The 21,230-nt window shown below is 63.1% G+C and carries 22 protein-coding genes; 13 read left to right on the forward strand and 9 right to left on the reverse strand.

The window, feature by feature from the left end; all coding sequences use genetic code 11:
* Window positions 1–46: 46 nt before the first annotated feature.
* On the forward strand, window positions 47–3,268 hold the full coding sequence (locus AC3A3W_RS05840; RefSeq protein ID WP_487441063.1) for an efflux RND transporter permease subunit: 3,222 nt from the start codon (window positions 47–49) through the stop codon (window positions 3,266–3,268).
* Window positions 3,269–3,443: 175 nt separating this feature from the next.
* On the opposite strand, the gene AC3A3W_RS05845 is transcribed toward AC3A3W_RS05840, so the two are convergent.
* On the reverse strand, window positions 3,444–3,998 hold the full coding sequence (locus AC3A3W_RS05845) for a helix-turn-helix domain-containing protein (RefSeq protein WP_487441065.1): 555 nt from the start codon (window positions 3,996–3,998) through the stop codon (window positions 3,444–3,446).
* Window positions 3,999–4,056: 58 nt separating this feature from the next.
* Here AC3A3W_RS05845 and AC3A3W_RS05850 point away from each other — a divergent pair, with 58 nt between their 5' ends.
* The 3 genes from AC3A3W_RS05850 to AC3A3W_RS05860 all read left to right on the forward strand — a co-directional run bounded on the left by AC3A3W_RS05850 (window position 4,057) and on the right by AC3A3W_RS05860 (window position 6,895).
* The gene (locus AC3A3W_RS05850; protein WP_487441067.1) at window positions 4,057–4,989 is read left to right on the forward strand and encodes a DMT family transporter; all 933 of its coding nucleotides are present in this window, start codon (window positions 4,057–4,059) and stop codon (window positions 4,987–4,989) included.
* Between the two features lie 139 nt (window positions 4,990–5,128).
* Window positions 5,129–6,022: an EamA family transporter gene (locus AC3A3W_RS05855; RefSeq protein ID WP_487441069.1), complete on the forward strand. Its 894-nt coding sequence runs from the start codon at window positions 5,129–5,131 to the stop codon at window positions 6,020–6,022.
* Between the two features lie 3 nt (window positions 6,023–6,025).
* Window positions 6,026–6,895, forward strand: coding sequence for an alanyl-tRNA editing protein (locus tag AC3A3W_RS05860; RefSeq protein ID WP_487441070.1), 870 nt, complete (start codon window positions 6,026–6,028; stop codon window positions 6,893–6,895).
* Between the two features lie 293 nt (window positions 6,896–7,188).
* Here AC3A3W_RS05860 and AC3A3W_RS05865 read toward each other — a convergent pair whose 3' ends face one another.
* The gene (locus tag AC3A3W_RS05865) at window positions 7,189–8,256 is read right to left on the reverse strand and encodes a hypothetical protein (protein ID WP_487441072.1); all 1,068 of its coding nucleotides are present in this window, start codon (window positions 8,254–8,256) and stop codon (window positions 7,189–7,191) included.
* Between the two features lie 356 nt (window positions 8,257–8,612).
* On the reverse strand, window positions 8,613–8,879 hold the full coding sequence (locus tag AC3A3W_RS05870; RefSeq protein ID WP_487441074.1) for a hypothetical protein: 267 nt from the start codon (window positions 8,877–8,879) through the stop codon (window positions 8,613–8,615).
* A 311-nt stretch (window positions 8,880–9,190) separates the two neighbouring features.
* Between AC3A3W_RS05870 and AC3A3W_RS05875 the strand changes: the two genes are divergently transcribed.
* On the forward strand, window positions 9,191–9,763 hold the full coding sequence (locus AC3A3W_RS05875) for a hypothetical protein (RefSeq protein WP_487441076.1): 573 nt from the start codon (window positions 9,191–9,193) through the stop codon (window positions 9,761–9,763).
* Between the two features lie 217 nt (window positions 9,764–9,980).
* Here AC3A3W_RS05875 and AC3A3W_RS05880 read toward each other — a convergent pair whose 3' ends face one another.
* On the reverse strand, window positions 9,981–10,463 hold the full coding sequence (locus AC3A3W_RS05880) for a tetratricopeptide repeat protein (protein WP_487441078.1): 483 nt from the start codon (window positions 10,461–10,463) through the stop codon (window positions 9,981–9,983).
* Window positions 10,464–10,979: 516 nt separating this feature from the next.
* Between AC3A3W_RS05880 and AC3A3W_RS05885 the strand changes: the two genes are divergently transcribed.
* Window positions 10,980–11,177, forward strand: a complete 198-nt coding sequence (locus AC3A3W_RS05885; RefSeq protein WP_487441080.1) for a hypothetical protein — start codon at window positions 10,980–10,982, stop codon at window positions 11,175–11,177.
* 397 nt (window positions 11,178–11,574) lie between these two features.
* Here the strand turns inward: AC3A3W_RS05885 and AC3A3W_RS05890 are convergent, their stop codons facing one another.
* Entirely contained in the window at window positions 11,575–12,189 is a 615-nt protein-coding gene (locus AC3A3W_RS05890; protein WP_487441081.1) for a hypothetical protein, read from the reverse strand.
* A 508-nt stretch (window positions 12,190–12,697) separates the two neighbouring features.
* Here AC3A3W_RS05890 and AC3A3W_RS05895 point away from each other — a divergent pair.
* Together AC3A3W_RS05895 and AC3A3W_RS05900 are read left to right on the forward strand one after the other, a co-directional pair.
* A complete protein-coding gene (locus AC3A3W_RS05895; RefSeq protein ID WP_487441083.1) occupies window positions 12,698–13,315 on the forward strand; it encodes a hypothetical protein in 618 nt (205 codons plus the stop codon).
* A 593-nt stretch (window positions 13,316–13,908) separates the two neighbouring features.
* Window positions 13,909–14,124, forward strand: coding sequence for a hypothetical protein (locus AC3A3W_RS05900; protein ID WP_487441084.1), 216 nt, complete (start codon window positions 13,909–13,911; stop codon window positions 14,122–14,124).
* Between the two features lie 82 nt (window positions 14,125–14,206).
* Here the strand turns inward: AC3A3W_RS05900 and AC3A3W_RS05905 are convergent, their stop codons facing one another.
* Window positions 14,207–14,440 carry a hypothetical protein gene (locus AC3A3W_RS05905; RefSeq protein ID WP_487441086.1) on the reverse strand — a complete coding sequence of 78 codons (234 nt, stop codon included), beginning with the start codon at window positions 14,438–14,440 and terminating at the stop codon, window positions 14,207–14,209.
* Between the two features lie 412 nt (window positions 14,441–14,852).
* On the opposite strand from AC3A3W_RS05905, the gene AC3A3W_RS05910 reads away from it, so the two are divergent.
* From AC3A3W_RS05910 to AC3A3W_RS05920, 3 genes are all read left to right on the forward strand, one after another.
* A complete protein-coding gene (locus AC3A3W_RS05910; protein WP_487441087.1) occupies window positions 14,853–15,482 on the forward strand; it encodes a recombinase family protein in 630 nt (209 codons plus the stop codon).
* Window positions 15,483–15,672: 190 nt separating this feature from the next.
* The gene (locus AC3A3W_RS05915) at window positions 15,673–16,812 is read left to right on the forward strand and encodes an LLM class flavin-dependent oxidoreductase (RefSeq protein WP_487441089.1); all 1,140 of its coding nucleotides are present in this window, start codon (window positions 15,673–15,675) and stop codon (window positions 16,810–16,812) included.
* A complete protein-coding gene (locus tag AC3A3W_RS05920) occupies window positions 16,812–17,276 on the forward strand; it encodes a MarR family winged helix-turn-helix transcriptional regulator (RefSeq protein WP_487441103.1) in 465 nt (154 codons plus the stop codon). The genes AC3A3W_RS05915 and AC3A3W_RS05920 overlap by 1 nt, the downstream gene beginning before the upstream one ends.
* A 66-nt stretch (window positions 17,277–17,342) precedes the next feature.
* Here the strand turns inward: AC3A3W_RS05920 and AC3A3W_RS05925 are convergent, their stop codons facing one another.
* The 3 genes from AC3A3W_RS05925 to AC3A3W_RS05935 all read right to left on the reverse strand — a co-directional run bounded on the left by AC3A3W_RS05925 (window position 17,343) and on the right by AC3A3W_RS05935 (window position 19,737).
* Entirely contained in the window at window positions 17,343–17,978 is a 636-nt protein-coding gene (locus AC3A3W_RS05925) for a LysE family translocator (RefSeq protein ID WP_487441091.1), read from the reverse strand.
* A gap of 72 nt (window positions 17,979–18,050) precedes the next feature.
* Window positions 18,051–18,869, reverse strand: coding sequence for a transglutaminase-like domain-containing protein (locus AC3A3W_RS05930; protein ID WP_487441093.1), 819 nt, complete (start codon window positions 18,867–18,869; stop codon window positions 18,051–18,053).
* A 73-nt stretch (window positions 18,870–18,942) separates the two neighbouring features.
* Window positions 18,943–19,737, reverse strand: a complete 795-nt coding sequence (locus AC3A3W_RS05935) for a hypothetical protein (RefSeq protein WP_487441094.1) — start codon at window positions 19,735–19,737, stop codon at window positions 18,943–18,945.
* Between the two features lie 106 nt (window positions 19,738–19,843).
* Between AC3A3W_RS05935 and AC3A3W_RS05940 the strand changes: the two genes are divergently transcribed.
* Both AC3A3W_RS05940 and AC3A3W_RS05945 read left to right on the forward strand, forming a co-directional pair.
* A complete protein-coding gene (locus AC3A3W_RS05940) occupies window positions 19,844–20,506 on the forward strand; it encodes a DUF1684 domain-containing protein (RefSeq protein ID WP_487441095.1) in 663 nt (220 codons plus the stop codon).
* A 64-nt stretch (window positions 20,507–20,570) separates the two neighbouring features.
* Window positions 20,571–21,230: fumarylacetoacetate hydrolase family protein (locus AC3A3W_RS05945; protein ID WP_487441097.1), on the forward strand; the 660-nt coding region annotated here is incomplete at its 3' end.

Consider the following 21,230-nt stretch of genomic DNA (forward strand, 5'->3'; position numbering starts at 1 on the left):
CTCCACCACAGGCAACAGTCCGTCAACCCGTTCAGGAGATCAAGCGATGTTCCGGCTGGCCAGTCTTTCCCTCGGCAACCGCGCACTGATCGCGCTCATTACCGTCTTTGCCTCGGTATTCGGCGTGATCACCATGTCCTCGCTCAAGCAGGAGCTCATTCCCTCCGTCGAGTTCCCGCGGATCACGGTGATCACGTCGATGCCCGGGGCAGCACCGGAAGTCGTGGACAAGCAGGTCAGCCGGCCGCTGGAAACTGCGCTGAACGGCGTCGAGGGGCTGGAATCGACGTCGTCGACGTCGCGCAACGGCGTCTCCCAGATCAGCATGGTGTTCACCTACGGGTCCGACCTTGACCGTGCACGCAACCAGATCGACCGTGCCATCTCCAATGCCAAGCGGACACTCCCGGAAGATGTGCAGCCGCAGGCCATTGCGGGCAGCATCAGCGACTTCCCCATCGTGTTCCTGGCCGTCTCCTCGGACAGGCCGCTCAGCGAGCTGAACACCGACCTCCAGCGGCTCACGGTCCCGCGGCTTCAAAAGGTCGACGGCGTCCGCGGCGCCGACGTGACCGGCGGCGCCAGCCGGCACATCCTCATTCTGCCGAAGCCGGCCAGCATGGCGTCGAGCGGGGCGACGATCCAGTCGATCCGCAACGCCCTGACCAACAACGGGGACCTCGTCCCGGCCGGAACCATTGAGGAAAAGGGTCAAAGCCTGTCCCTGCAGATCGGCAGCCCTGTAGACTCCGTCGCCGCTGTCAAGGCGCTGCCGCTCGCCGGCGCGAAGGGCAACGCCACCATCGGTTCCGTGGCGGATGTCAGCATCCGCGACGACGCACGGACCTCCATCACCCGGACCAACGGCAAGGAAACCCTCGCCGTCTCCGTCACCAAAAAGCCCGAGGGCGATACCGTGGCGATCTCCCACGCGGTCAAGGACGCCCTGCCCCAGCTGGAGGCCGAGCTCGGCTCGAACGCCAAATTCACGCCGGTCTTCGATCAGGCACCCTTCATCGAGAAGTCCATCAAGGACCTCACCACGGAGGGCCTGCTCGGGCTGGGCTTCGCCGTGGCCGTCATCCTGGTCTTCCTTCTGTCGGTCCGCTCCACGCTGGTCACGGCCGTGTCCATTCCGTTGTCCCTGCTGATCACCTTCATCGGCCTCTCGGCCACCGGCTACTCGCTGAACATCCTCACCCTGGGCGCACTCACCATCGCCATCGGCCGGGTGGTGGATGACTCCATCGTCGTGATCGAAAACATCAAGCGGCACCTCAGCTACGGCGAGGCCAAGCTCACGGCCATCCTCACGTCCATCCGTGAAGTGGCGGGCGCGATCACCGCATCGACGCTGACTACGGTGGCCGTGTTCCTGCCCATCGCCTTCGTGGGCGGCCTTGCGGGCGAACTGTTCCGTCCGTTCGCCCTGACCGTCACCATCGCGCTGCTGTCATCGCTGTTGGTGTCACTGACGATCGTTCCCGTCCTCGCCTACTGGTTCCTCAAGTCCCCGGCCCAATCACGCGGTCCGGGGACGGCCCCGCAGCCGGCCCGCGAGATAGAAGCCAAGGCCCATGAGGCGGAGCAGCGCAGCCTCCTGCAGCGCGGGTACCTGCCCATCCTGACCAAGACCCAGAAGCACCCGGTGGTGACGCTGATCGCGGCCGTCCTGGTGCTGGGCGGAACCGCCGCCATGACCCCCCTGATGGCCACCGACCTGCTGGGACGCTCCGGCGAAAACAGCATGACGGTGAAGCAGGAGCTTCCGGCCGGCACCAGCCTCCAGGACACCAGCGCGGCGGCGCAAAAACTCGAAGAAGTGCTGCTCGGCATCGACGGGATCAGGGACGTCCAGGTGACCTCCGGCAACGCCCAGGCCGGATTCACTGCGCTCACCTCCTCCGGCGCCTCCAACTCCACCTTCACCGTGGTCACCGAGGAGAAGGCCAAGCAGGCTGAACTCCAGGAGACCGTCCGTACGGAGCTGGCAAAGGTCAGCGGCGCGGGCAAGGTCTCCGTAGGAGCCCAGCAGGGCGGCTTCGGCACGTCGTCCACCGTGGACATCACCCTTAAAGCCGCCACATCTGCTGACCTGACGAAGGCCAGCGACGCGATGGTCAGCGCCATGACCGGTGTCCCCGGGAGCACCGGGGTGACCACCAACCTGGCCGCCAGCCAGCCCGTGGTCCAGGTGAAGGTGGACCGGGCCAAGGCAGTGGCTGCGGGGCTGAACGAGGAACAGGTGGCCGGCGTCCTGGCATCCACCATCAGCCCCGTCCCGGCGGGCACCGTGCGCATCGAGGCCGACGATTTCCCTGTGCGCATCGGCGAGGGCACCCGCTTCACGAGCATCGCCGCCGTCCGCGCCATCCCGCTGCCCGGCGCCGCCGGCCCGGTGCCGCTGGGCAGCGTAGCCGCCGTCGAGCAGGTGGACGTGCCCGTCTCCATCACCTCCAGCAACGGCCAACGGACGGCGCAAGTCTCCGTCACGCCGTCGGGCGCCAATCTGGGTGCGGTGAGCACCGAGGTCCAGAACCGGCTGAAGACTGTAGAGCTTCCCGCGGGGGTCACCGCGGAAATCGGCGGCGCCACCACACAGCAGGCCGAGTCCTTCCGGCAGCTCGGTCTCGCGCTCCTCGCCGCCATCGCGATCGTGTATGTGATCATGGTGGCCGCGTTCAAGTCGCTCATCCAGCCGCTGATCCTCCTGGTCTCCGTACCGTTTGCCGCCACCGGCGCCGTTGCCCTGCTCCTTCTCTCCCGGGTTCCGCTGGGGCTGCCGGCCCTCATCGGCATGCTGATGCTAGTGGGCATTGTGGTGACCAACGCCATCGTGCTGATCGACCTGATCAACCAGTACCGGAAACCGCGGGCGGGCAGGACGGCCATGAACGTCGCGGACGCCATCACGCACGGGGCCCGGCAGCGCCTCCGCCCCATCCTCATGACCGCACTGGCGACCGTGTTTGCGCTGACCCCCATGGCGCTCGGCTTCACCGGCGGCGGCGGATTCATCTCGCAGCCGCTGGCCATCGTGGTCATCGGCGGCCTGGTGTCCTCCACGGCCCTGACGCTCGTGCTGGTTCCGGTGCTGTACCGGCTAGTGGAGGGGCGGCGCGAGAAAAAGGCGCTGCTGCGGGAGCTGAAGGAGCGCCCGGGGTTCTCCCCCGCGGACGACGACGTCGAAGCCGAGTTCGCCGACTGGACCACGGGCATGACCCCCAAGGTCAGCGGCCGCCGCGCCGCCCCGGGCGCCTCCGAGTAGGTCCCCTGCTAGTCGATGCCGCCCCGTTGGGTCTGTCCCGTCTCGGCTTGAAATCGTCCCAAAAGAGGGTGATCACAAAACGTTCCAAAAGGGGGTCCTCCAGCGTGCTGCCTGCGTGGTCGGCGAACAGCGCCGACGTCAATGCCTGAATGCTCGTAGGCGTCTGACGGATGCGTCAGCTGACGACGACACGCATGAAGCGTGCGCGAGTGTCACCAACATTGGCGTAGGCGTACTGCTGTGAGGTTGGGAAGGCGAGGTGGTCACCCGTATGGAGCTCGGTATCGCCGTCTTCCTGTTCGACGCGGATGGATCCCTCGGAGACGAGGATCATCTCCGACCACCCCACCGGATCGGGCTCAGCGTCGTAGCGGTCGCCTGGTTCGAGGGTCCAGGCCCATAGCTGGGCGTCCTTGGTGGCGGGAACGGATGCCAGCAGCACCGCGATGCTGCCTTGCCGGTCTCCTCGCCATGCAACTTCGCTGATGTCTGTATGAGGCGCGGCCGGTGCGGCAACGAGGTCGACGAATGTGACACCCAACGCGTCGGCGAGATGATCGAGGCCGGTCAGGCTGATATTTGCCTCACCCGCCTCGAGTTTGACGACAGTACGTCGACTGACGCCGGCGCGATCCGCCAGCGCGACTTGGCTGAGTTGAGCCGCCATACGAAAGCGACGCACGTTTGCACTGACGTGCTCCAGAACCCCGGCCGTTCCCTCAGTTTGCATGTGCACTATTCTGCACCATACAGTGAGCATTATGTTGCACATTGGCCCGCGGCCGCGCTTGCTTTCCAAGCAGGAACTCGCCCTCGTCCTCATCACGGCGGTGTGGGGGGCGACATTTCTGATCGTTCACATCGCCGTGCAGTACAGCGGACCGTGGTTCTTCGTAGGCATGCGGTTTTTGAGCGCCGGCATCATCAGCGCCCTCGTTTTCGCGCGCATCCTCTCTGGCATTACCTGGAAAGAGATCGCGGCCGGCTCAGCCATCGGTGTGATGATCTTCCTGGGCTACGGACTGCAAACCGTCGGTCTCCAGACGATCAATAGCAGCACTTCCGCGTTCATCACTGCCCTCTACGTTCCGCTTGTGCCGGTCCTGCAGTGGATGTTGTTTAGGAAGCCCCCGCGGCTTCTCACGTGGGTCGGTGTCGGACTGGCCTTCGTCGGTCTCGTTCTGGTCGCCGACCCTGGGAGCGTCGGCTTCACCTTCGGCTCAGGGGAGATCGCGACCGTCTTCAGCACACTTCCAATCGCGGCGGAGATCATCCTCATCGGCTGGTTCGCGGGCAAAGTGAACCTCGGCCGGGTGACCGTGGTGCAGTTGCTCGTCGCGGGACTACTGGGCTTCCTGGCCGTGCCCGTGGTGGGAGAGGAGCTCCCTGCATTCTCCTGGGTGTGGGTGGCGGCCTCCGTCGTCCTGGGGGCTGCGAGCTGTCTCATCCAGATCACGATGAACTGGGCCCAGAAATCCGTCTCACCCACGCGGGCAACGATCATCTACGCCGCCGAGCCCGTTTGGGCTGCGATCATCGGCAGGGTCGCGGGTGACCGGCTTCCTCCGATCGCGATCGCCGGGGCTGTGTTAATTGTCGCTGGCGCCCTCGTCAGCGAACTCAAACCCCGCAAGCGCAACGACTCTGATAACTCACGCGATCCCTCACAGGGTGTCGACAATCCAGCACCTTTCCTCCCCCAACTCGAGCGGATGGAATAGCTCATGCCCCTGTCCACAACTCGCACCACTGTCACATGCCCGAACGGCGCGACGACCTCGGCCGGAACCGTGCTCCGTATTGAGCCAACGAAACGCGCGCTAGTAAAGCGCCGCGGCTACGCCTGTGCAGAATGAAGATATGCGGACCTTTTCCGCTCCTGCTCCAGCGCTAATGGTCACCGCCGTAGTATCCGTTCAGTTCGGTGCAGCGTTGGCCCAGACGCAGTTCGACGCCGTGGGTCCCACCGGAGCAACGCTTCTCCGGTTGATCTTTGGGGCACTGATCCTGTTGGTCGCCGTGCGACCGAAGGTCAGCGGATGGAAGCGGGAGCAGTGGGCAGCCGCAACCGTGTTGGGCATCGCGCTGGCTGGAATGAATACCCTGATCTATCTCGCCATCGGTGAGATTCCGATAGGTGTCGCCGTGACTCTCGAATTCACTGGGCCGCTTCTGCTTGCCCTTGTGCAGACCCGGCGCATCACTGACGCGGCATGGGCGCTGTTGGCGTTCGCCGGTGTCGTTCTCCTGGGGCTCGACGGCGGCAGCGTCCACTCGCTCGCCGGTATCGTTTTCGCGCTCGGCGCGGGCGCCTTTTGGGCTGTTTATATCCTCGCGAGTGCACGTGTCGGCCAGCTGGTACCCGGCGTCGAAGGCCTGGCAGTGTCAATGGCGATCGGCGCGGTCATCGCGTTGCCCCTGGGTGCAACGGCTGCGACGGGCGGAGTGGTGGCCTCGCCGCTGGTGCTGCCGGTCTTTGTGGGTGTGGCGCTGCTGTCCAGCGCGCTTCCCTATGGTCTGGAGATGCTCGCGCTGCGGCGGCTCTCCACCCGCGTCTTTGGCGTCCTCTCGGCCCTGGGCCCGGCTGTGGCCGCCCTCGCTGGCCTGCTGGTGTTGGGCCAAGCGCTTGGCCCCAGAGAAATCATAGCCCTGGTCTTGGTCACCGCCGCCTCAGTCGGCGTGACGGCCGGCGTACGACGACGCCGCGCCGGCAATGCAGCTTCCCCCCTCCCCCAACTCAAGAGAACGGACTAACTCATGGCCCTGCCCACGACTGACACCACTGTCACGTACCCAGACGGCGCGACCACCTCAACCGGAACCGTGCTCCACGTGGAGCCGCTCTCCGATGAACGATCAGCGGTCCTCCTCGACACCACGGCCTTCCATCCGGTCGACACCGCATGGCCTGACCAGCCGGCCGGCCGTGGCACGATCACCACCGCGACAGGCACACAACCGATCATTGATGGCGTCACCGGCGGCATCCGCGACGGCGAACTCCACCTCGGCGCGGACTTGCCCGTGCGGACAGGAACCGACGGATGGACCTTCGTGGTCGCCCACATCATCGAAGGCCCACCGCCGGCGGTCGGCGAGTCTGTACAGATCGACGTCGACCAGGGCTACCGCGCGGCACTCTCCGCGGCACATACCGCCTGCCACCTCGCCGCGCTTGCCCTCGACTCCGCACTGTCAGCAGCATGGAGCAAGCCTGCATCTACAGATGCACTGGGAAACCCGGCCTTCGACGCGCTGGCCATTCAGCGTTCGCGCATCGACGCCCACCGATCCAGGGACACCTACCGCATCGGAAAATCTCTACGCCGCAAGGGATTCGCTCCCGCCTCACTCGATGACCCCTCCGCTGTCGCGGAACGTGTCAACGCCCAGCTCGCGCAGTGGATCAAGGCAGGCGACGCCGTGCGGATCGAACGAGACGATCCTGCTCTTTCTGCCCGGCGCACCTGGGTCTGCGAACTCCCCGACGGACGCACCAACATCCCATGCGGCGGCACCCACATCCACGATCTCGCCGAACTCTCCGACATCACCACATCGCTCACCACCGCCGAAATCGACGGTGGACTCGAACTGATCATGGAAACGGCCGCCACCACGACCTGAATTTCCCCGATCCCCACCGCGCACGGCCTCCCCGCGCTGTCAGAAGGCCGGGCGGTCTGATCCGTCGACTGTCTTGTAATGCCAGGGATTCGAGACGCAACCGCGAAACACCCTGCGCCTCGTATGGCCCTCAATATCTGGCGATTCGTGCTGCCTCCAGTGGTGTTTTGACCTGCATCTCCTTGGCATCCAAGCGGGATGCTGCGCAAGGGCCCGGGCACTCTGCTCAGGTCCTCGGGCCTGCATGGCTGCCTGACGTCAACACTTTTGGGAGGGATGGTTAGCCCGGTCTCTTAGTTGAGTGGAAGTCCGAAGTGATAGGTGTAGCCCGTCGTGTTCATGGACTTGAATGGTCCTTCGCATTTTCCCGTTATTGCTGAGCAAACCGAGATACCTGGACCGATCAGGGTCAACTCTTCAGGCCCGGCCCAGCCGTAGCGCTGCTGGAAACCGCGTTCGATCTTGACGCTTGTGCCGGTCGCCGTCTCGACGATCAGGTCAAAGGCCGGGGCGTACCAAAAGCGGCCACCAGGGCTGAGGCCACTGCCGAAAGCCGTTCGGTCTCCATAGGAAGAGTGGACCGATGACAAGACGGTTCCGTCAGCGTTCTCGAAATCGATGCGATCCTCCCTCTCCACCGCCCAAATGTCTCCACTGACATCGGCAACGGGCCGGTCGCTCAGTTGAGGAGCCTCGCCGGCGGCCCACCGCCAAACCCACACATCCCCCGTGCCCCCTCCCCCGGGCGAGGTTGCGTAGTAGACAGCGGCATCATCGATTGATCCGTAAACCACACTTTTTTCGGCGGCTAGAGACGGGATCGCTGCATGGGCGAGCACCTCCCCGGTGCTTGGACGCACGACGACGATGTCCCCGCCGTATGCGCCCCTTTGGATCCAAGAGACCAGGTCATGGCTGGGGTTACCGACTATGTCCCGAATGTCCCGAAACTCACCCCATTGACGGCCCGCGCGGGTTTCTTTGGGTTCCAGCCAGCCGAGCCTCCTGATGCTGTGTTCCCAGTCTGCCCAAACAAGCCTCGACGTCTCGGCATCCACATAGACCACACCAGTGGAAGTCGTTGTGAATGACGCCACGCGAGCCGGTGGCCATCTGTTTTCCCCGACATATAGGTTTCCCGCATCGGTGTAGAACAGGGCATCAGGGCCCCAGCCTTCGCGTGGGGCAACAGATAATTCAGATTCCGAAGTCGAAGGCACCGGAAAGGCCGAACCGGGAAGCGGTCGCTCCCCATCCGGCTCCTCATAGGTGCAGCCGCCGACCCAAAACGCCAATCCCAGGCTGACAATGAGCGCCGCTACCCGCTGACGCCCTGATTTACCACACACCCCGCTGCTCACTTCCACACCTTCTGCTCACCTTCGAGGGGTGTCATGGAGCTCATCGATCCACCAAGCCGCTACAGGGTACTGTGAGGCCCCGCAGCCGGGTGGCCCCGCGGGAGGCCCCGAGGTGGGATGCCGTCGCCTCAAGTCTCCTCCGGCACAGAACCCGTGACAATGAAGAGTTGTACGGCGCCAAATTTGGGGCAGCTTTTCACCGCCCGGGTCTAACTCGCCCGAGAGATCCGGCGGTAGCCTCCGTCTCGTAACCTAACCTCTACCCGGACAGTTTGATAGGTCTAGTCCACGAATCGCTGTGGGTGACAGTTCTCATTGCCCTTCTTTGCCGAGCAGCATGCAGGTTTGCCCTCAGATTAGACGTTGTCTGGAGAGGCAGGCTGCTCCGGGTGCTTGGGGTCTCTGCCGCGTTCGCGCCAGTACTCGGCCCGCTGCCACAGCACAAAACGCGTGAGCAAACCGACCATGACGATGACGGCAGCAAACATGAGAGCCATCTTTATCCAAAGCATTGGCTCAGGATCAGTGGGCAACAAATTAGCGATTACCAGAACACCGGCGCCGATTATCGAGCTGAAAGCGATGCGGTTAGTTTTGCGTTTGACCTCATCTGCTGATGCCATAGCTGCACTAAATCACGAACTCCTAGCCGGTCGGTAGCCCCTCATGCCGAACCTCTAGGGGGACGCCCAAGGGTAGGTAGGAATTCTGCTCGGGATGTGACGCTTGGAAGGTGCTGGTGTCTTGGCCGTGACCCGCCCGCTGTCAGGTAGATGTTTGCTCGGGAAACTAGACGGTTCGGGCGGGCTAGCCCGGTCAGAGTCCCAGCAACAGCAATTACCGGTCGGTTGAGACCTTGATGACTGATCGCGTTTCGGATCAAGAATTCTCAACCCTCGTGCCTGGCTATCTGTGCACGAGCTACGATCAAGGCATGCCAGCTGAGATGAAGAAGCCCTCGCCTCTCGGAAGGTGGGAAAAGGCTCTTACGCGATCGTACTGGTGGCCTCTTATCCTTGCTTTTTGCGTCTCCAGCATCCTCCGTGAACCACTTGGTTTCTGGCCCTCAACTGCATTCACCGTTGCCGTTCTGGCTGGATTGGCGCTCGTGATCGCACGACTGGCAGCTTCGGAGAGGGAGGCTCGTGTCCTGCGGGACGTTGAGCGCGGACTTATCGAGTGCGCAATCCGCTACCCCAAAGCTATCCCCGGTTCACTGAGTAGCAGGTGGGAACAGGGATTCGCCGAAGTGACCAACGGAACTATTAAATTCCAGCCTTTGTTTGCCGAGGGATCCCCCACGGGGAACGTGCGGGAGTTCAGTAAGCTGACCTCCCACGGATTGGTCGACGTTCCCCCGAAGAAGCCGGCCGAGCTCAAGCGGTCCTGGAAAATCGCAGCAATTGGCACAGACAAGGGAGACCTGGAAGTAGCCACCGGTGAAGCCGGCCTCACCTTGCTCTCCCGCCATACCGACCTCGACGCTGGTCGTTTCTACTCTTCTTAACAGGAACAAGCGCAGACCGCGAGCCTGGAACGGAAACAGTTCATCCCTTTAGCCTCACGATTCGCCATTAGACGAACCCTGACCGGGCGAAAAGTGGCTCTCTCTGACGCTGAAGATCAGAGAGTCGTCTCAGGGACGGGTCCGAAGGAAAGCTACCTTCACCGGGCGCTTGGCAGGCCGGGAACCCAGAGCGTGTGATCAAAACGCGGGCGTCGACCTAGGCAGGAGATGGACCGAGCTCTGCCGCGTACCCGGTGACTGCGCGACGATAGAGGGGAAGGGTCTTGGCCAGGGCCTCGAGCGCAACACGGAGAGCCTGATCCGGCCGGCCGGCATCAAAAAGTGCCAGGGCGAGGAAGGCACGATGCGCGTCCCCGGCGACGTCGTTTTCCTCCACATCCTCGAGCACTCGAATGGCCGCCTCGAACTCGCCCACGTTGCGCAGTGAGCTGGCGAGTTGAATGAGTGCCTGAGGCCGTCGTCTGTCATCGAGACCAGCGTCGAGGGCAAGGCGGTAAAGGGGTATCGCTTCCGTCTCGCGCCCCAGAAAGTCGTGAACGGAAGCCCATTCATACAGAGCCGCGGCATCCCCATCAGGCCGTTCATCGACGAGCGTTTTCATGCTCCTGAAGATTGCGGAGTCCGTGTCATCGGCCTGGGCCCAACACTCCTGTACGCGGCTTTCCCAGTTGTCCATCATGCGCAGATTCTTCCATGGCGACACAACCTGCTGTGACCGCAAGTAGGTGGGGTCGTGAGCCGAACCCCTCACGGCACAAGTCGCTAGGTCTAGTCCATTTTCCTTCGGGAACCTCCAGCAGCGCTCCAGCTCAGGGCGACGCTCAGACGGGAAAGAACAACGATCCAGCGACGAATTTCTGCTTTTCCACGTGGGACCAGCAAGCACGAGAACAATAGGAGCATGAGCTTCCCTGGCAGGATTAACGCGAGCGTGAGTCCGCGGCAGTTGTTCTTCGCCATTGTGTTCGCGGCCCCGATGATGGCTGCCCTAGGCGCCTGCTCCTCATCCTCAGGAGGCGAGCCTCCCTGTTTTCCGCCCGCTTATTCAGTCAGCCCTACCAGTGCTAAACCGGGAGAAGTGGTGACAGTCTCGGCACCCCCTGCAGGCTGTAACCCTCGGTACGGTACAAATGCCCACATCCACGTAAGTGTCACGGATAAAGCCGGCACCCCGGTCATCAACAAAACCGCTCCAATGACCGACTCGGGAGCATTTACCTTCAATTTCAAGGTGCCTGCGGAAATGGCGGTTGGAAAAGCGACGGTGACTGCCATGCCGTACAACATCGACTGGTGCGACGACACCGGCAGGAACAACCGGGCAGACGGACCTGCGAACTTTGATCTTGCCTCGTGCGCATTGCCCGCGAAGCAACTCACTATCACGCGTTAGCAAATCCCGCCCCTGGGGAACGCGAACCGGGACAGGTATGCGTTTCCGCTGCCGACACGTAAGTGAATCGGCGTGCTGAGAGAAGGGCTATCTAGTCAGGTCGGTGGCGCGTCGTCGTTTCCGCTCGGTCAAGAACAGAGCGCCCAGAGCTAAGAGCAGAACAACAGGCATCGCGAACGTCAGCGGCCGGAGGAGATCTGGAAAGGAAGCCGCAAGTATCCCTAAGGCGAGAATGATGGCTGCCGCAGGCAACAAAAAAGCGGCTCGCAGCTTCATGTTCATGCCATTCCGATTAGCCATGTTGGCGCTTTCCCTGATGTGCCGAGCGTACTAGCAGAACTTCTAGCAGTACATGGCACTTACAGCGATACAACGTGCACGGCCAATGGCATTCCGGCTATGACCAGAGACCGAACCCCTCCCGTAGCCTGGCTACACGAGCATCACTGACAACTAAAGTTAGCCCTGTAGGGGTTAAGCCCTCGGGTTTTCGTAGCGGCCTAACGCATGCTCTACGTCCCATGCACTCCCACACTTCTTCCATGGATGCGTGCAATTTGGCGCCCATCACATCCAACTCGTCGGGACTGTGAACTGCCGCTTCAATCTGCCCATTGGCATTCAGACGGCGGCCGTAGAACGCTGTTGTGCCTGGAGTTAGTGTTCCTCCCACTGAGGCATGAAGAATCTTATTTCGCTGCTCTAACGCCTGTTTCGCATTTGCCAGAACTTTCACCACCCGCTCCTTCAACTCGGGCGACAGTGGCGAATGGACCGAGAGCGCAAGCTTTTTCGACGTCTGGATGAGCTGCGATGCTGTCATTCCCTCCGTCAGCGTCGTTCCCACTCCAGTGCTGCCATTGACGAGTGCCGAGCAAAAATGGGCCAGAGTTTGTTCCAGCCATGCGGCCCAGATTGCGATGCGACCTACGGCAGCTTCACCCTCCATCGACATGGAGGTGTACGTCCGGTAATCGGGCAATGCGGCATCTTCGATGACTTCCTGGTCCATGGGCACCAATCGTAGTCGGCTGCGTGAAATGGCAGGTGCGTTCGAGGAACCTTGTCCGGTGCGGATGGGACCAGTGTCGCCGGCGATCCGGCTGCATGACGCCCCTTCCTGGAAGCTGCGCTTTGGAGCTACCGGCCTAGTACTGTCGTCTTGGGTTCCGGTCATGGCCGGCGCTCCCGGCCATGCGTTAGATCTCCGCTGCCGGCTTCGGTTCTGGTGAAGGAGCGTGATGGATCTTAAAGATTTAGTGGCAGAGGCCCGCCTGGCTAACCGTGATCCCCACAGTCCAATGCGCTGGCCAAGAGACTGCGCGCGGAGAGTCCCGAAACGATCATCGACTTATACGAGCAAGCCTCCCAGCGCGCCTCAGCTCTGTTCACATACTGGGCAGGCAGACCGGAGCCAAAGGCAGTTATTCGACGCACACTTCGTTGCGGAGACAGGCAATCCGCAAGAATTCGGTCCGACAGGTCCTCCTTATTTGAATTTCCGTCCAGAACCTGTGGAGATGAGCTATGAATCATGGCTTCTCGGCTGGTGTTTCCACCAGGTTCTTATCGGCAATGACCCACCGCCGGCGGACTTTCACTTCGCGTCCCACCCGGAACGCCCCGCTATCTTTGATTTCTTCGAAGGCATGGCAGGGAACGGTCTCAAGTACGCCTTCCAGGACGCATACGAGCGCAGCACCGAAACGCCGTGGCCCCTCGCTCCCCGCGACACGGATCGAAAGTTCATCAGTTACACCGAACAACTTGAGCACGCCCCTCATAGAGTCCAGCTGTATCGAGCGACGGCGCGGGAAGTGGAAACGGACATGAACGCATCCCCGGAATGGCGTCAATGGTGGTTGAGCGGGCCACTGCGGTTACTGGAGTTCAGCATCGCCGAGAGCCGAAGTCTTTACCCAGGTGCCCTGGCAATGCATACCGGAGAAAGTCCGACCTCGACCCGCATTAGGAAATCCGGTTTGACTGTGACAGGAACCATCTTTCCCAACCTGGACCGAATCCTGGAAACCGAAGAGCGGGACATCCGCCAACTCGTGGCTGAGGACATGACCACACTGCTGCGTAAAGTGCACCAGAAGTACAGGTTCACTCGAGAACTGCCCGAGGCGAAGTAGCCAATAAAGCGGGAGCCGGAATGCTCACGGCTCCCTGCATCCGCAGCCAAGGGTTCTCGCCGTTGAAGGAACGTCCAAGGGGACAATTTCAGATGAACCAGTTGACGGCAGCTGCCGCCCGTACATAATCGGGGGATGAGGGAACAGTGAAAAGACTGAAGGAACGCGATCTAGCCGGCTTACTCTTTGCAGGGATACTCATTTTCGTAATGACCCTAATAGCGCAGCCTGCCGATCCGTTCTGGATGAATCTCAAGATTTTGCTATTGATTCTTAGCGGTACCTTGGCACTGGCAAGTTCGGCTGCTCTGCTTGTACTGCGGAAGCGACGCGACCGGGACCGGTTGCAGTAGGAAAGCCGCCTCCATAGCGCGGGCTTGATCCCCGAGTATTGCAATCGCATTTTTTCTCACGGTGCTCTCAATTGGGGGAACGCGGAACGGGACGCTTCCGACGTGGTGTTTCCTTCGTCGTCCCGACTGCTCGCCTTCAGAGTGAACCAGCGGCCGCAGCCATCGCCCTTGACTCTTGATGTGGATCAACTGCAAGCCTAGTCTCGCCGTACTGCGTTCTCTTATGAATTGGAGATCTTTATGTTTCCGAAAAAGGGCAGGATCTGGACCTACCGCGAAAGAGGCAGAACTCTTGCCCTCTTCGGGGGCTTGTCGTTCATCGGCGTGTTGATTATTGGAATCTACTTCGTTTTTACTCAGTCCAACTGGATCGTGGTCATCCTGGCGCTGCTTGGCTTAGGATTCGTAGCCATTTACTTCTTCAGTAGTGAACGCGAGCACCGTGACGAACCTTAACCCTAGGTACCTCAATTGGATGCGCAGAACCCATGTCCTAATCTGCTCGGCCGTTCGTCCCATGGGGAAACCCGAGCGGCACTCATAACCCCATGCGTCTCCACCGCCAGTCCGATATCCATGCGATGAAATGCTCTACTAATCCGGGATAAATCCGGTGCGCCGGAAATGCGCTCCGCATCGCATCCAGGGCTTCCTGATCTGCAAACCAGGTGACTTCAAGGTCATCGAGGTAGTCGTCTAGCTCGGCGACATCGTCGAAGTCTGTTTCTGCGTCCGGGTCGGTAAATCCCTTCCCGTCACCAAATTCGACCATGTACCAGTCCTGCACGTTCGGAGTGACGTACCTGAAGCAGGCAACATAGCACCCGGCCTGAGCGCCTGCTGTGCACATTCCGATTGAGACGCGATGGCCCGAAAGACCGTACGGAATGTCAGGTCTCACCATGGAATGAATCTCCGACGCCTGACATGGACGTTGAACTTGTCTCTGGACTTAGCCGCAAGCATGCGTTGAATCCTAGTTCAGACATCTAAGCCAAAAGCCGAACCCGGAGTGTTAAAAACGTCCGAAAGAGGCCTGTCCGCTTAACGTGCCGAAAGGGGGTCCCATACCGGGCAAACCCCGCAGCCACCTGAGCGATTACAGCATCGTCCCGAGAAGTGTCCCGCAAGACCCGTCCGGCGGCCCGTCCGGGGACAGGGTGTGATATGAGACACTGCTACTCATGCCTGAACTATTGGTCGGCTACGCCAGGGTTTCCACAGACGAGCAGGACCTCACAGCGCAACGGGACGCTCTTCTAGCCCTTGGCATCGAGGCATCACGGATCTACGTCGACCACGGCCTGACCGGCAGCAACACGAACCGCCCAGGCCTCCGTGAAGCGCTGGCAGCGTGCCGCGAAGGCGACACGCTCATCGTCACCAAGCTGGACCGGCTCGCCCGCTCCGTCCGGGATGCTCACCAGATCGCTGATGACTTAGCCGCACGCGGGGTAAAACTCAGCATCGGCGGTTCTGTTCATGATCCCACCGACCCGATGGGCAGGCTGCTGTTTAATGTCCTGGCCATGGTCGCTGAGTTTGAAGGTGACCTCATCCGCGCACGGACCCGCGAAGGTATGAGGGTGGCCAAGGCCAAGGGCCGGCTGCGCGGGAAGAAGCCAAAACTCTCGCCCCGGCAGGAAGCACACCTGGTTCAACTGCACGCCAATGGCGAACACACCATGTCTGAGATTGCCGAATTGTTCTCCGTGGGCCGTTCCACCGTCTACCGCGCGCTAGAGCGGTCCCGCCAGAAGCAGGAGTCGCGGCTGGCGCCTGACCATAACCGCCAGGGCAAGACCACCTCGTAGGGCCGCACCTCCTGAGGACCATTCTCAGCGACGGTCACACGGCGGGCGCCCGGCACGGGGAAAGGCGCGGGGAAGGGCGAGGGAATAACCTCCCGTGCTGAACGTTACACGGACTAATAGATGCAAATGCATCTAAATCCGGCTACAGTTGAAGCAAGCCAGGAACAGTTCGGATAACGGAAGGCACATCATGCAGATCGGCGTATTCAGCGTCAGCGACATCACCACGGACCCCACGACGGGCCGGACGCCCACCGAGAACGAGCGCATCAAGGCATCGGTGGCGATCGCCAAGAAGGTCGAAGAAATCGGGATGGATGTGTACGCCCTCGGCGAGCACCACAACCGCCCGTTCTTCTCCTCCTCCCCCACCACCACGCTCGCCTACATCGCTGCCCAGACCGAGCGCATCACGCTCTCCACGGCCACCACCCTAATCACCACGAACGATCCCGTGAAGATCGCCGAGGACTTTGCCATGCTGCAGCACCTCGCCGACGGCCGCGTGGATTTGGTTCTCGGCCGGGGCAACACGGCACCGGTCTACCCCTGGTTCGGCAAGAACATCCAGGACGGGGTGGAACTGGCGATCGAAAACTACACGCTGCTGCGGCGGCTGTGGGACGAGGACACCGTGAACTGGTCCGGCAAGTTCCGTACCCCGCTGCAGAACTTCACCTCAACGCCCCGCCCGCTCGACGGCGTCGCCCCCTTTGTGTGGCACGGTTCGATCCGCACGCCGCAGATTGCCGAGGTGGCCGCTTACTTCGGCGACGGCTTCTTCGCCAACAACATCTTCTGGCCCAAGGAGCACTACCAGCAGCTCATCGGCCTCTACCGCGAGCGCTACGAGCACTACGGCCACGGCAAGGCGGACCAGGCGATTGTTGGCCTCGGAGGGCAGTTCTTCATGCGGAAGAACTCCCAGGACGCGGTCAAGGAGTTCCGGCCGTACTTCGACAACGCGCCGGTCTACGGCCACGGCCCGTCCCTGGAGGATTTCACCTCGCAGACTCCGCTGACAGTGGGCAGCCCGCAGGAGGTCATCGAGAAGACCCTCACCTTCCGTGAGTTCTTCGGCGACTACCAGCGCCAGCTGTTCCTGATCGACCATGCCGGCCTGCCGCTGAAGACCGTTCTTGAGCAGCTGGACCTGTTCGGCGAAGAGGTGCTGCCGGTGCTGCGCAAGGAATATGCGGCCCTCAAGCCGGCCCATGTCCCGGATCCGCCCACCCATGCCGGCCGCGTGGCCGCGAAGCTGGCCGCCGAGGATGCGGGGACGGAAGCCGTTGCCGCCTCTTCCGCCCCGACAGCGGCGCGGGAGGCATGATGCCCGCCCGGACGACGCCGGCGGCGTCACCGGTCCGTCTGGCCGCCGAAACCTGGGAATCTCTCTTCCGCGCCCAGGTGGCCGTAATGCGCCGGCTGCAGTCCGGGCCGGCGTTCAAGAACCTGGCCGTGAATGAGTACGACGTCCTGTTCACGCTGTCCCGGTGTCCCTCCGGCTGGCTGCGCCTGAACGAGCTCAACGACAACGTGTTGCTCAGCCAGTCCAGCCTCAGCCGGCTGGTCGAGCGGCTGGAAAAGCGGGGACTGGTGGCGCGGATGCCGGCCCCGGACGATGGCCGGGGCGTCCTGGTGAAGCTCACCGACGACGGGGCCGAACTGCAAAAACAGATTGGTCGCGAACACGTCCGGGATATCGCGGAGCTGGTCTCGCCGGCACTGACGGCTGCCGAACAGCGCGAGCTGCTGAGGCTGACGGAAAAGCTGCGCACCTCTCTGCCGCGCTAGGCCAGAGAAATCGGCCGGACGCCGGGGGCCTGCTGGCCGGGGGTCCTGGCGGCACTCTGGGCCGAGCTAGGTTTTGTTGCCGGTCACGGCCAGGGTGCCGCCCAGCCCGATCATCATGACTCCGCCGGTGGTGCTCACCGCGGCGATCCGCCGCGGTGAGCGCGCAAACCACTGCCGGGCCGTGCCCGCGGCCAGCGCCCAAACGCTGTCCGAAACGAGGGCGATCACCAGGAACGTGGCACCCAGCACGGCAAGCTGCAGCGGAATGGCGCCCGCGGCATGGTCCACGAACTGCGGAAGGACGGCCACGAAGAAGACGACCGATTTGGGGTTCGTGGCCCCCACAAAGAATCCTTCGCGAAGGATTCGCCAGGTGGAGGCGGAGCGTGACGGGTTCCTCCCGGCCGACGGCCCGTGACGCTGCCGGACCGCCTGGATGCCCAGGTAAATGAGGTACGCGGCTCCGGCAATCTTGACGGCCGTAAAAAGCGGCAGCGACTGCGCCAGCACCACTCCGAGGCCGAGTGCCACGGCCGCCACCTGCACCAGCTCACCGGCGGCGTTACCCAGGACGCTGAGCAGGCCGCCGCGCCTTCCCAGGGCCAGCGACCGTCCTATGACGAAAAGGACACTGGGGCCCGGGACGGCGATCAGCAGCGCGGAAACCACGGCAAAGGCCAGCAGATTTGTCGCAGGGACCATGCCTGATCGTAACGCCAGAGGGGCACCGCAACCAGTCATCGCACCAAGCCCGGGCCGGGCCCCAGCACAGCCCTAGCGGATGACGGCGAGTTTGTCCGGGTCCTCGCCCGGCAGGTCGCCGTTGACCAGCGCGGTGACCTTCATTTCCCGCAGTGACAGGCTCCCGCCCACAGTGGACAGGAAGGCCGTATCCGAGGAGTCGCGGCCGGCAGTGATCCTCAGCATCGCTTCCCTGGGGGCAAGCCCGGTGGGATCGATAACGTGCCACACGCCGTTGATGTGGGCCTCGGCCACGGCATGGAAGTCCATCGGCGACAGGCCGGGGGCGTACACGGCGGCGAGGCGCGCCGGCACGTTCTTGGCCCGCAGCAGGGAGATCGCCAGGTGCGCATAGTCCCTGCAGACGCCGCGGCGGTTCAGCAGCGTTTCCACCGCGCCGTCGGTGCCACGGGAAGAACCGCTGACGTAGCGGAGCTCGTTGTAGACCCAGTTGCGCACGGCGCGGAGGAGTTCCTGCCCCTGCAGACCGCCGAATTCCGCGTAGGACGTGGGAAGCAGCCGGTCCGATTCGGCGTAGCGGCTCGGCCGAACATACCGGATGAGCTCCATGAGGGATGCTTCCTCCGGCTCGGCCAACCCCTTAACGGTGGCCGAGTACTCCACCGTCACTTCGGTGGGATCGGCGAATTCCATGTAGTGGAACCTGCCGCCGTGGTGGTCGGAAAGCTCGGTCAGCGGAACCTGCTCGCCTCCAGCCGACGCAGCACTCGTCACCGAAAGAGTTTCGTCGAGGGAGGCATAGCCCGGATTCCTGGCCACGGAAATGGCCAATGCCACCTTGGTATCGGCCACGGTCTGAAAGACCAGGCGTGCGGCCACAGTGCGTTCCATTAATCTCCGGGGTGTGAGGAAAGCGGAAGCCAGCCGCAGCTGCGGACCGTTGGGTATGCCGGCGGCAGCGGGACTAGTTCTTGATCTCCAGAGACATTAGCATCCGCTGGACGTTCGCAAACTCAGAGCCTTTGTTGACGTAGTCCGCAGCCTGGTCCAGGGTGTCGAAGGCCTTTGCCGGCGCCACCTTCTCATCCGGCGCGAAGGACTTCAGCGACCGCACGTCGCTGAAGGAGTAGTTGCCCTGGCCCTCCAGCCCGCGGACCACGTTCTGCAGCTGGCACGCCTTGGAGTCGGCACCGCCCACCACATTCGTGATCCCGTAGGAGCCGAAGAACCGGTACCCCTGGATCACCCGGAACACCACATGCGGGGAAATCGTGCCCTCGCCGCCGCTGTGCGGCAGTTCCACCGGCACACTGCTGACCACCACGTAGGACTTCTTGGAGGCCGCGGCGCACGCGGCGGGGGCGGCTTCCGGCAGCCCGGTCTGCAGCGTGGCCAGGTAGGTGCCCTCGGCGTCCTTGACCTCGACTTTCACTGCGCCGGGCAGGGTGCCCTTGTCCGGCTCCACAGACTGGGCTATCCACTCCTGCGGCAGATCGAAGCTGACTTTCTTGGCGGGGTCGGTGAAGACCTTCCAGGCCGACGCCGTCGTGCCGGGTTGGGCGGACGGGGCGCCCGAGCCGGTGGCGGACGGGGAGGCTGTTCCCGTCGTCGTTGCTCCGGGGGATGCGCTGCCGCCGGTCGGTTCCACCGTCCAGGCCGGGGACCCCTTGCTCTCGTTGCCACAGCCGGCCAGGAGAGCCGCAGCGAGCAGTGCGACGGCGGCCGCACCGGTCCTGCGGGAAACTGTCATCCCTGTCATGCCTCCAGCCTAGTGCGGGGCACCGCCCGGCCACGGGTCTTCCGCCTCCGTGTTTCGCGGGGCGGACCGCGCGTACCGGGATCGGAAAGGGGGCTAGGCTGTGGACATGGCCGAATACGAGCTTGACGCAGCTGAGAAGACCCTGGCGGGCATGTCCGCTGTCGACATCGCTGACTGGCGGCTGCGGACGTTTGCCCTGTACGACACCGTCCGCAGAATCGCCGCGGACAACCCCGCGGAGGCACATTCGTACTGGCGTCAGGAGCGGGACCGCATGTTCGGCACGCACCCTGCCTCGGCGCTCACGGCGGAGGCAAAGGCGGCCTTCGGCGGCCTCAAGACCGCGGACTACGATCCCATCTACCGCTTCGAGGTGCCGCTGACCAAGGAAGGCGCCGGCCGCGAGATCAGCGTGGAAACCGGCACCGACGGCCTCGTCAGGTTCGTCCGGCTGGGAACGTTCGACCTGCCGGAGATGGGCCAGCTGGCTGTCTGGAGGCTCATCGGGTACGGCGGAGGAATCTTCGTTCCGTTCCGCGACGCCACCGCCGGCCAGCCCGGCGGCAGCTACGGTGCCGGCAGGTACCTGCTGGACACGATCAAGGGCGCGTTTCACGGCGTGCGCGGCTCCGGCCCGGATGCGCCGTTTGTCTTGGATTTCAACTTTGCCTACAATCCTTCGTGCGCCTACAACGAGGCCTGGGCGTGCCCGCTGGCCGGTCCCGAGAACCGCCTCGCCGTCGACATCCCGGTGGGCGAACTGTACTGACCCGGGCCGCAATGTCCGGGCATGGAGTTCCCTGCGCACCCTCGGCAGTGCCTAGGATGGCTGAATGACTCCAGCTCCCCCGCGTCGGATAGCCCGCGTCCGCCCACTGTCCCCCGCGACTGACGGACGGACGCCCGCGGGCGGCGAACAGTTCTACGTCACCAACGCCGCCACCGACTTCGCCAGCGACGCCGGACGGCAGTGGACGGTCATCGACAGCCCGTTCCCCGGCTCGTCCGCCAACGCCAACAGTGCCCCGCGGGCCGGATGGGAATGCGGCGCCACGGTGCCGCAGGACGCTTTGAGCTTCCTCGCCCCCAGTGTGCCCGGCAATGTACTGGGCATGGCCCACAACACCGGCCGGGCCGGCCGTGACCTCCCGCCCCAGGCGTTCCACAAAGCGGCAACGAGCGTCGTCGGCCCCGGCGAGGCCATCGAACTGGCCGCCGGAGTCGGCCTGGTGGAACCCGAAGCGGAGCTGGCGGTCGTCGTCGGCCGCAAAGCCAAAGCCCTCACCCTCGACACCGCACGCAGCGCCGTCCTGGGCTTCACCATCGGCAACGATGTCACTGCCCGGGACCTGCAGAAGTCCGACGATCTTTGGCTCAGCGCCAAGAGCCAGGACACCTTCACGCCGGCCGGGCCCTGGATCGTCACGGGGCTCGATCCCGCCGACCTGCCCGTCAGCGTCGTCCACAATGGCACCGAGCTGTCGCCCGCGAGC

It is taken from the genome of Arthrobacter sp. Soil_N43, assembly GCF_057655195.1.

Excerpts from the sequence above, each read along its gene's own strand:
- AC3A3W_RS05870 (WP_487441074.1), bottom strand. The coding sequence starts at position 8,879 with ATGGCATCAGCAGATGAGGTCAAACGCAAAACTAACCGCATCGCTTTC.
- AC3A3W_RS05880 (WP_487441078.1), bottom strand. The coding sequence starts at position 10,463 with ATGATGGACAACTGGGAAAGCCGCGTACAGGAGTGTTGGGCCCAGGCC.
- AC3A3W_RS05910 (WP_487441087.1), top strand. The coding sequence starts at position 14,853 with ATGCCTGAACTATTGGTCGGCTACGCCAGGGTTTCCACAGACGAGCAG.
- AC3A3W_RS05930 (WP_487441093.1), bottom strand. The coding sequence starts at position 18,869 with ATGGAACGCACTGTGGCCGCACGCCTGGTCTTTCAGACCGTGGCCGAT.
- AC3A3W_RS05855 (WP_487441069.1), top strand. The coding sequence starts at position 5,129 with ATGCGGACCTTTTCCGCTCCTGCTCCAGCGCTAATGGTCACCGCCGTA.
- AC3A3W_RS05875 (WP_487441076.1), top strand. The coding sequence starts at position 9,191 with ATGCCAGCTGAGATGAAGAAGCCCTCGCCTCTCGGAAGGTGGGAAAAG.
- AC3A3W_RS05900 (WP_487441084.1), top strand. The coding sequence starts at position 13,909 with ATGTTTCCGAAAAAGGGCAGGATCTGGACCTACCGCGAAAGAGGCAGA.
- AC3A3W_RS05935 (WP_487441094.1), bottom strand. The coding sequence starts at position 19,737 with ATGACAGGGATGACAGTTTCCCGCAGGACCGGTGCGGCCGCCGTCGCA.
- AC3A3W_RS05890 (WP_487441081.1), bottom strand. The coding sequence starts at position 12,189 with ATGGACCAGGAAGTCATCGAAGATGCCGCATTGCCCGATTACCGGACG.
- AC3A3W_RS05905 (WP_487441086.1), bottom strand. The coding sequence starts at position 14,440 with ATGGTCGAATTTGGTGACGGGAAGGGATTTACCGACCCGGACGCAGAA.
- AC3A3W_RS05940 (WP_487441095.1), top strand. The coding sequence starts at position 19,844 with ATGGCCGAATACGAGCTTGACGCAGCTGAGAAGACCCTGGCGGGCATG.
- AC3A3W_RS05885 (WP_487441080.1), top strand. The coding sequence starts at position 10,980 with ATGACCGACTCGGGAGCATTTACCTTCAATTTCAAGGTGCCTGCGGAA.
- AC3A3W_RS05895 (WP_487441083.1), top strand. The coding sequence starts at position 12,698 with ATGAGCTATGAATCATGGCTTCTCGGCTGGTGTTTCCACCAGGTTCTT.
- AC3A3W_RS05860 (WP_487441070.1), top strand. The coding sequence starts at position 6,026 with ATGGCCCTGCCCACGACTGACACCACTGTCACGTACCCAGACGGCGCG.
- AC3A3W_RS05840 (WP_487441063.1), top strand. The coding sequence starts at position 47 with ATGTTCCGGCTGGCCAGTCTTTCCCTCGGCAACCGCGCACTGATCGCG.
- AC3A3W_RS05925 (WP_487441091.1), bottom strand. The coding sequence starts at position 17,978 with ATGGTCCCTGCGACAAATCTGCTGGCCTTTGCCGTGGTTTCCGCGCTG.
- AC3A3W_RS05845 (WP_487441065.1), bottom strand. The coding sequence starts at position 3,998 with ATGCAAACTGAGGGAACGGCCGGGGTTCTGGAGCACGTCAGTGCAAAC.
- AC3A3W_RS05920 (WP_487441103.1), top strand. The coding sequence starts at position 16,812 with ATGCCCGCCCGGACGACGCCGGCGGCGTCACCGGTCCGTCTGGCCGCC.
- AC3A3W_RS05915 (WP_487441089.1), top strand. The coding sequence starts at position 15,673 with ATGCAGATCGGCGTATTCAGCGTCAGCGACATCACCACGGACCCCACG.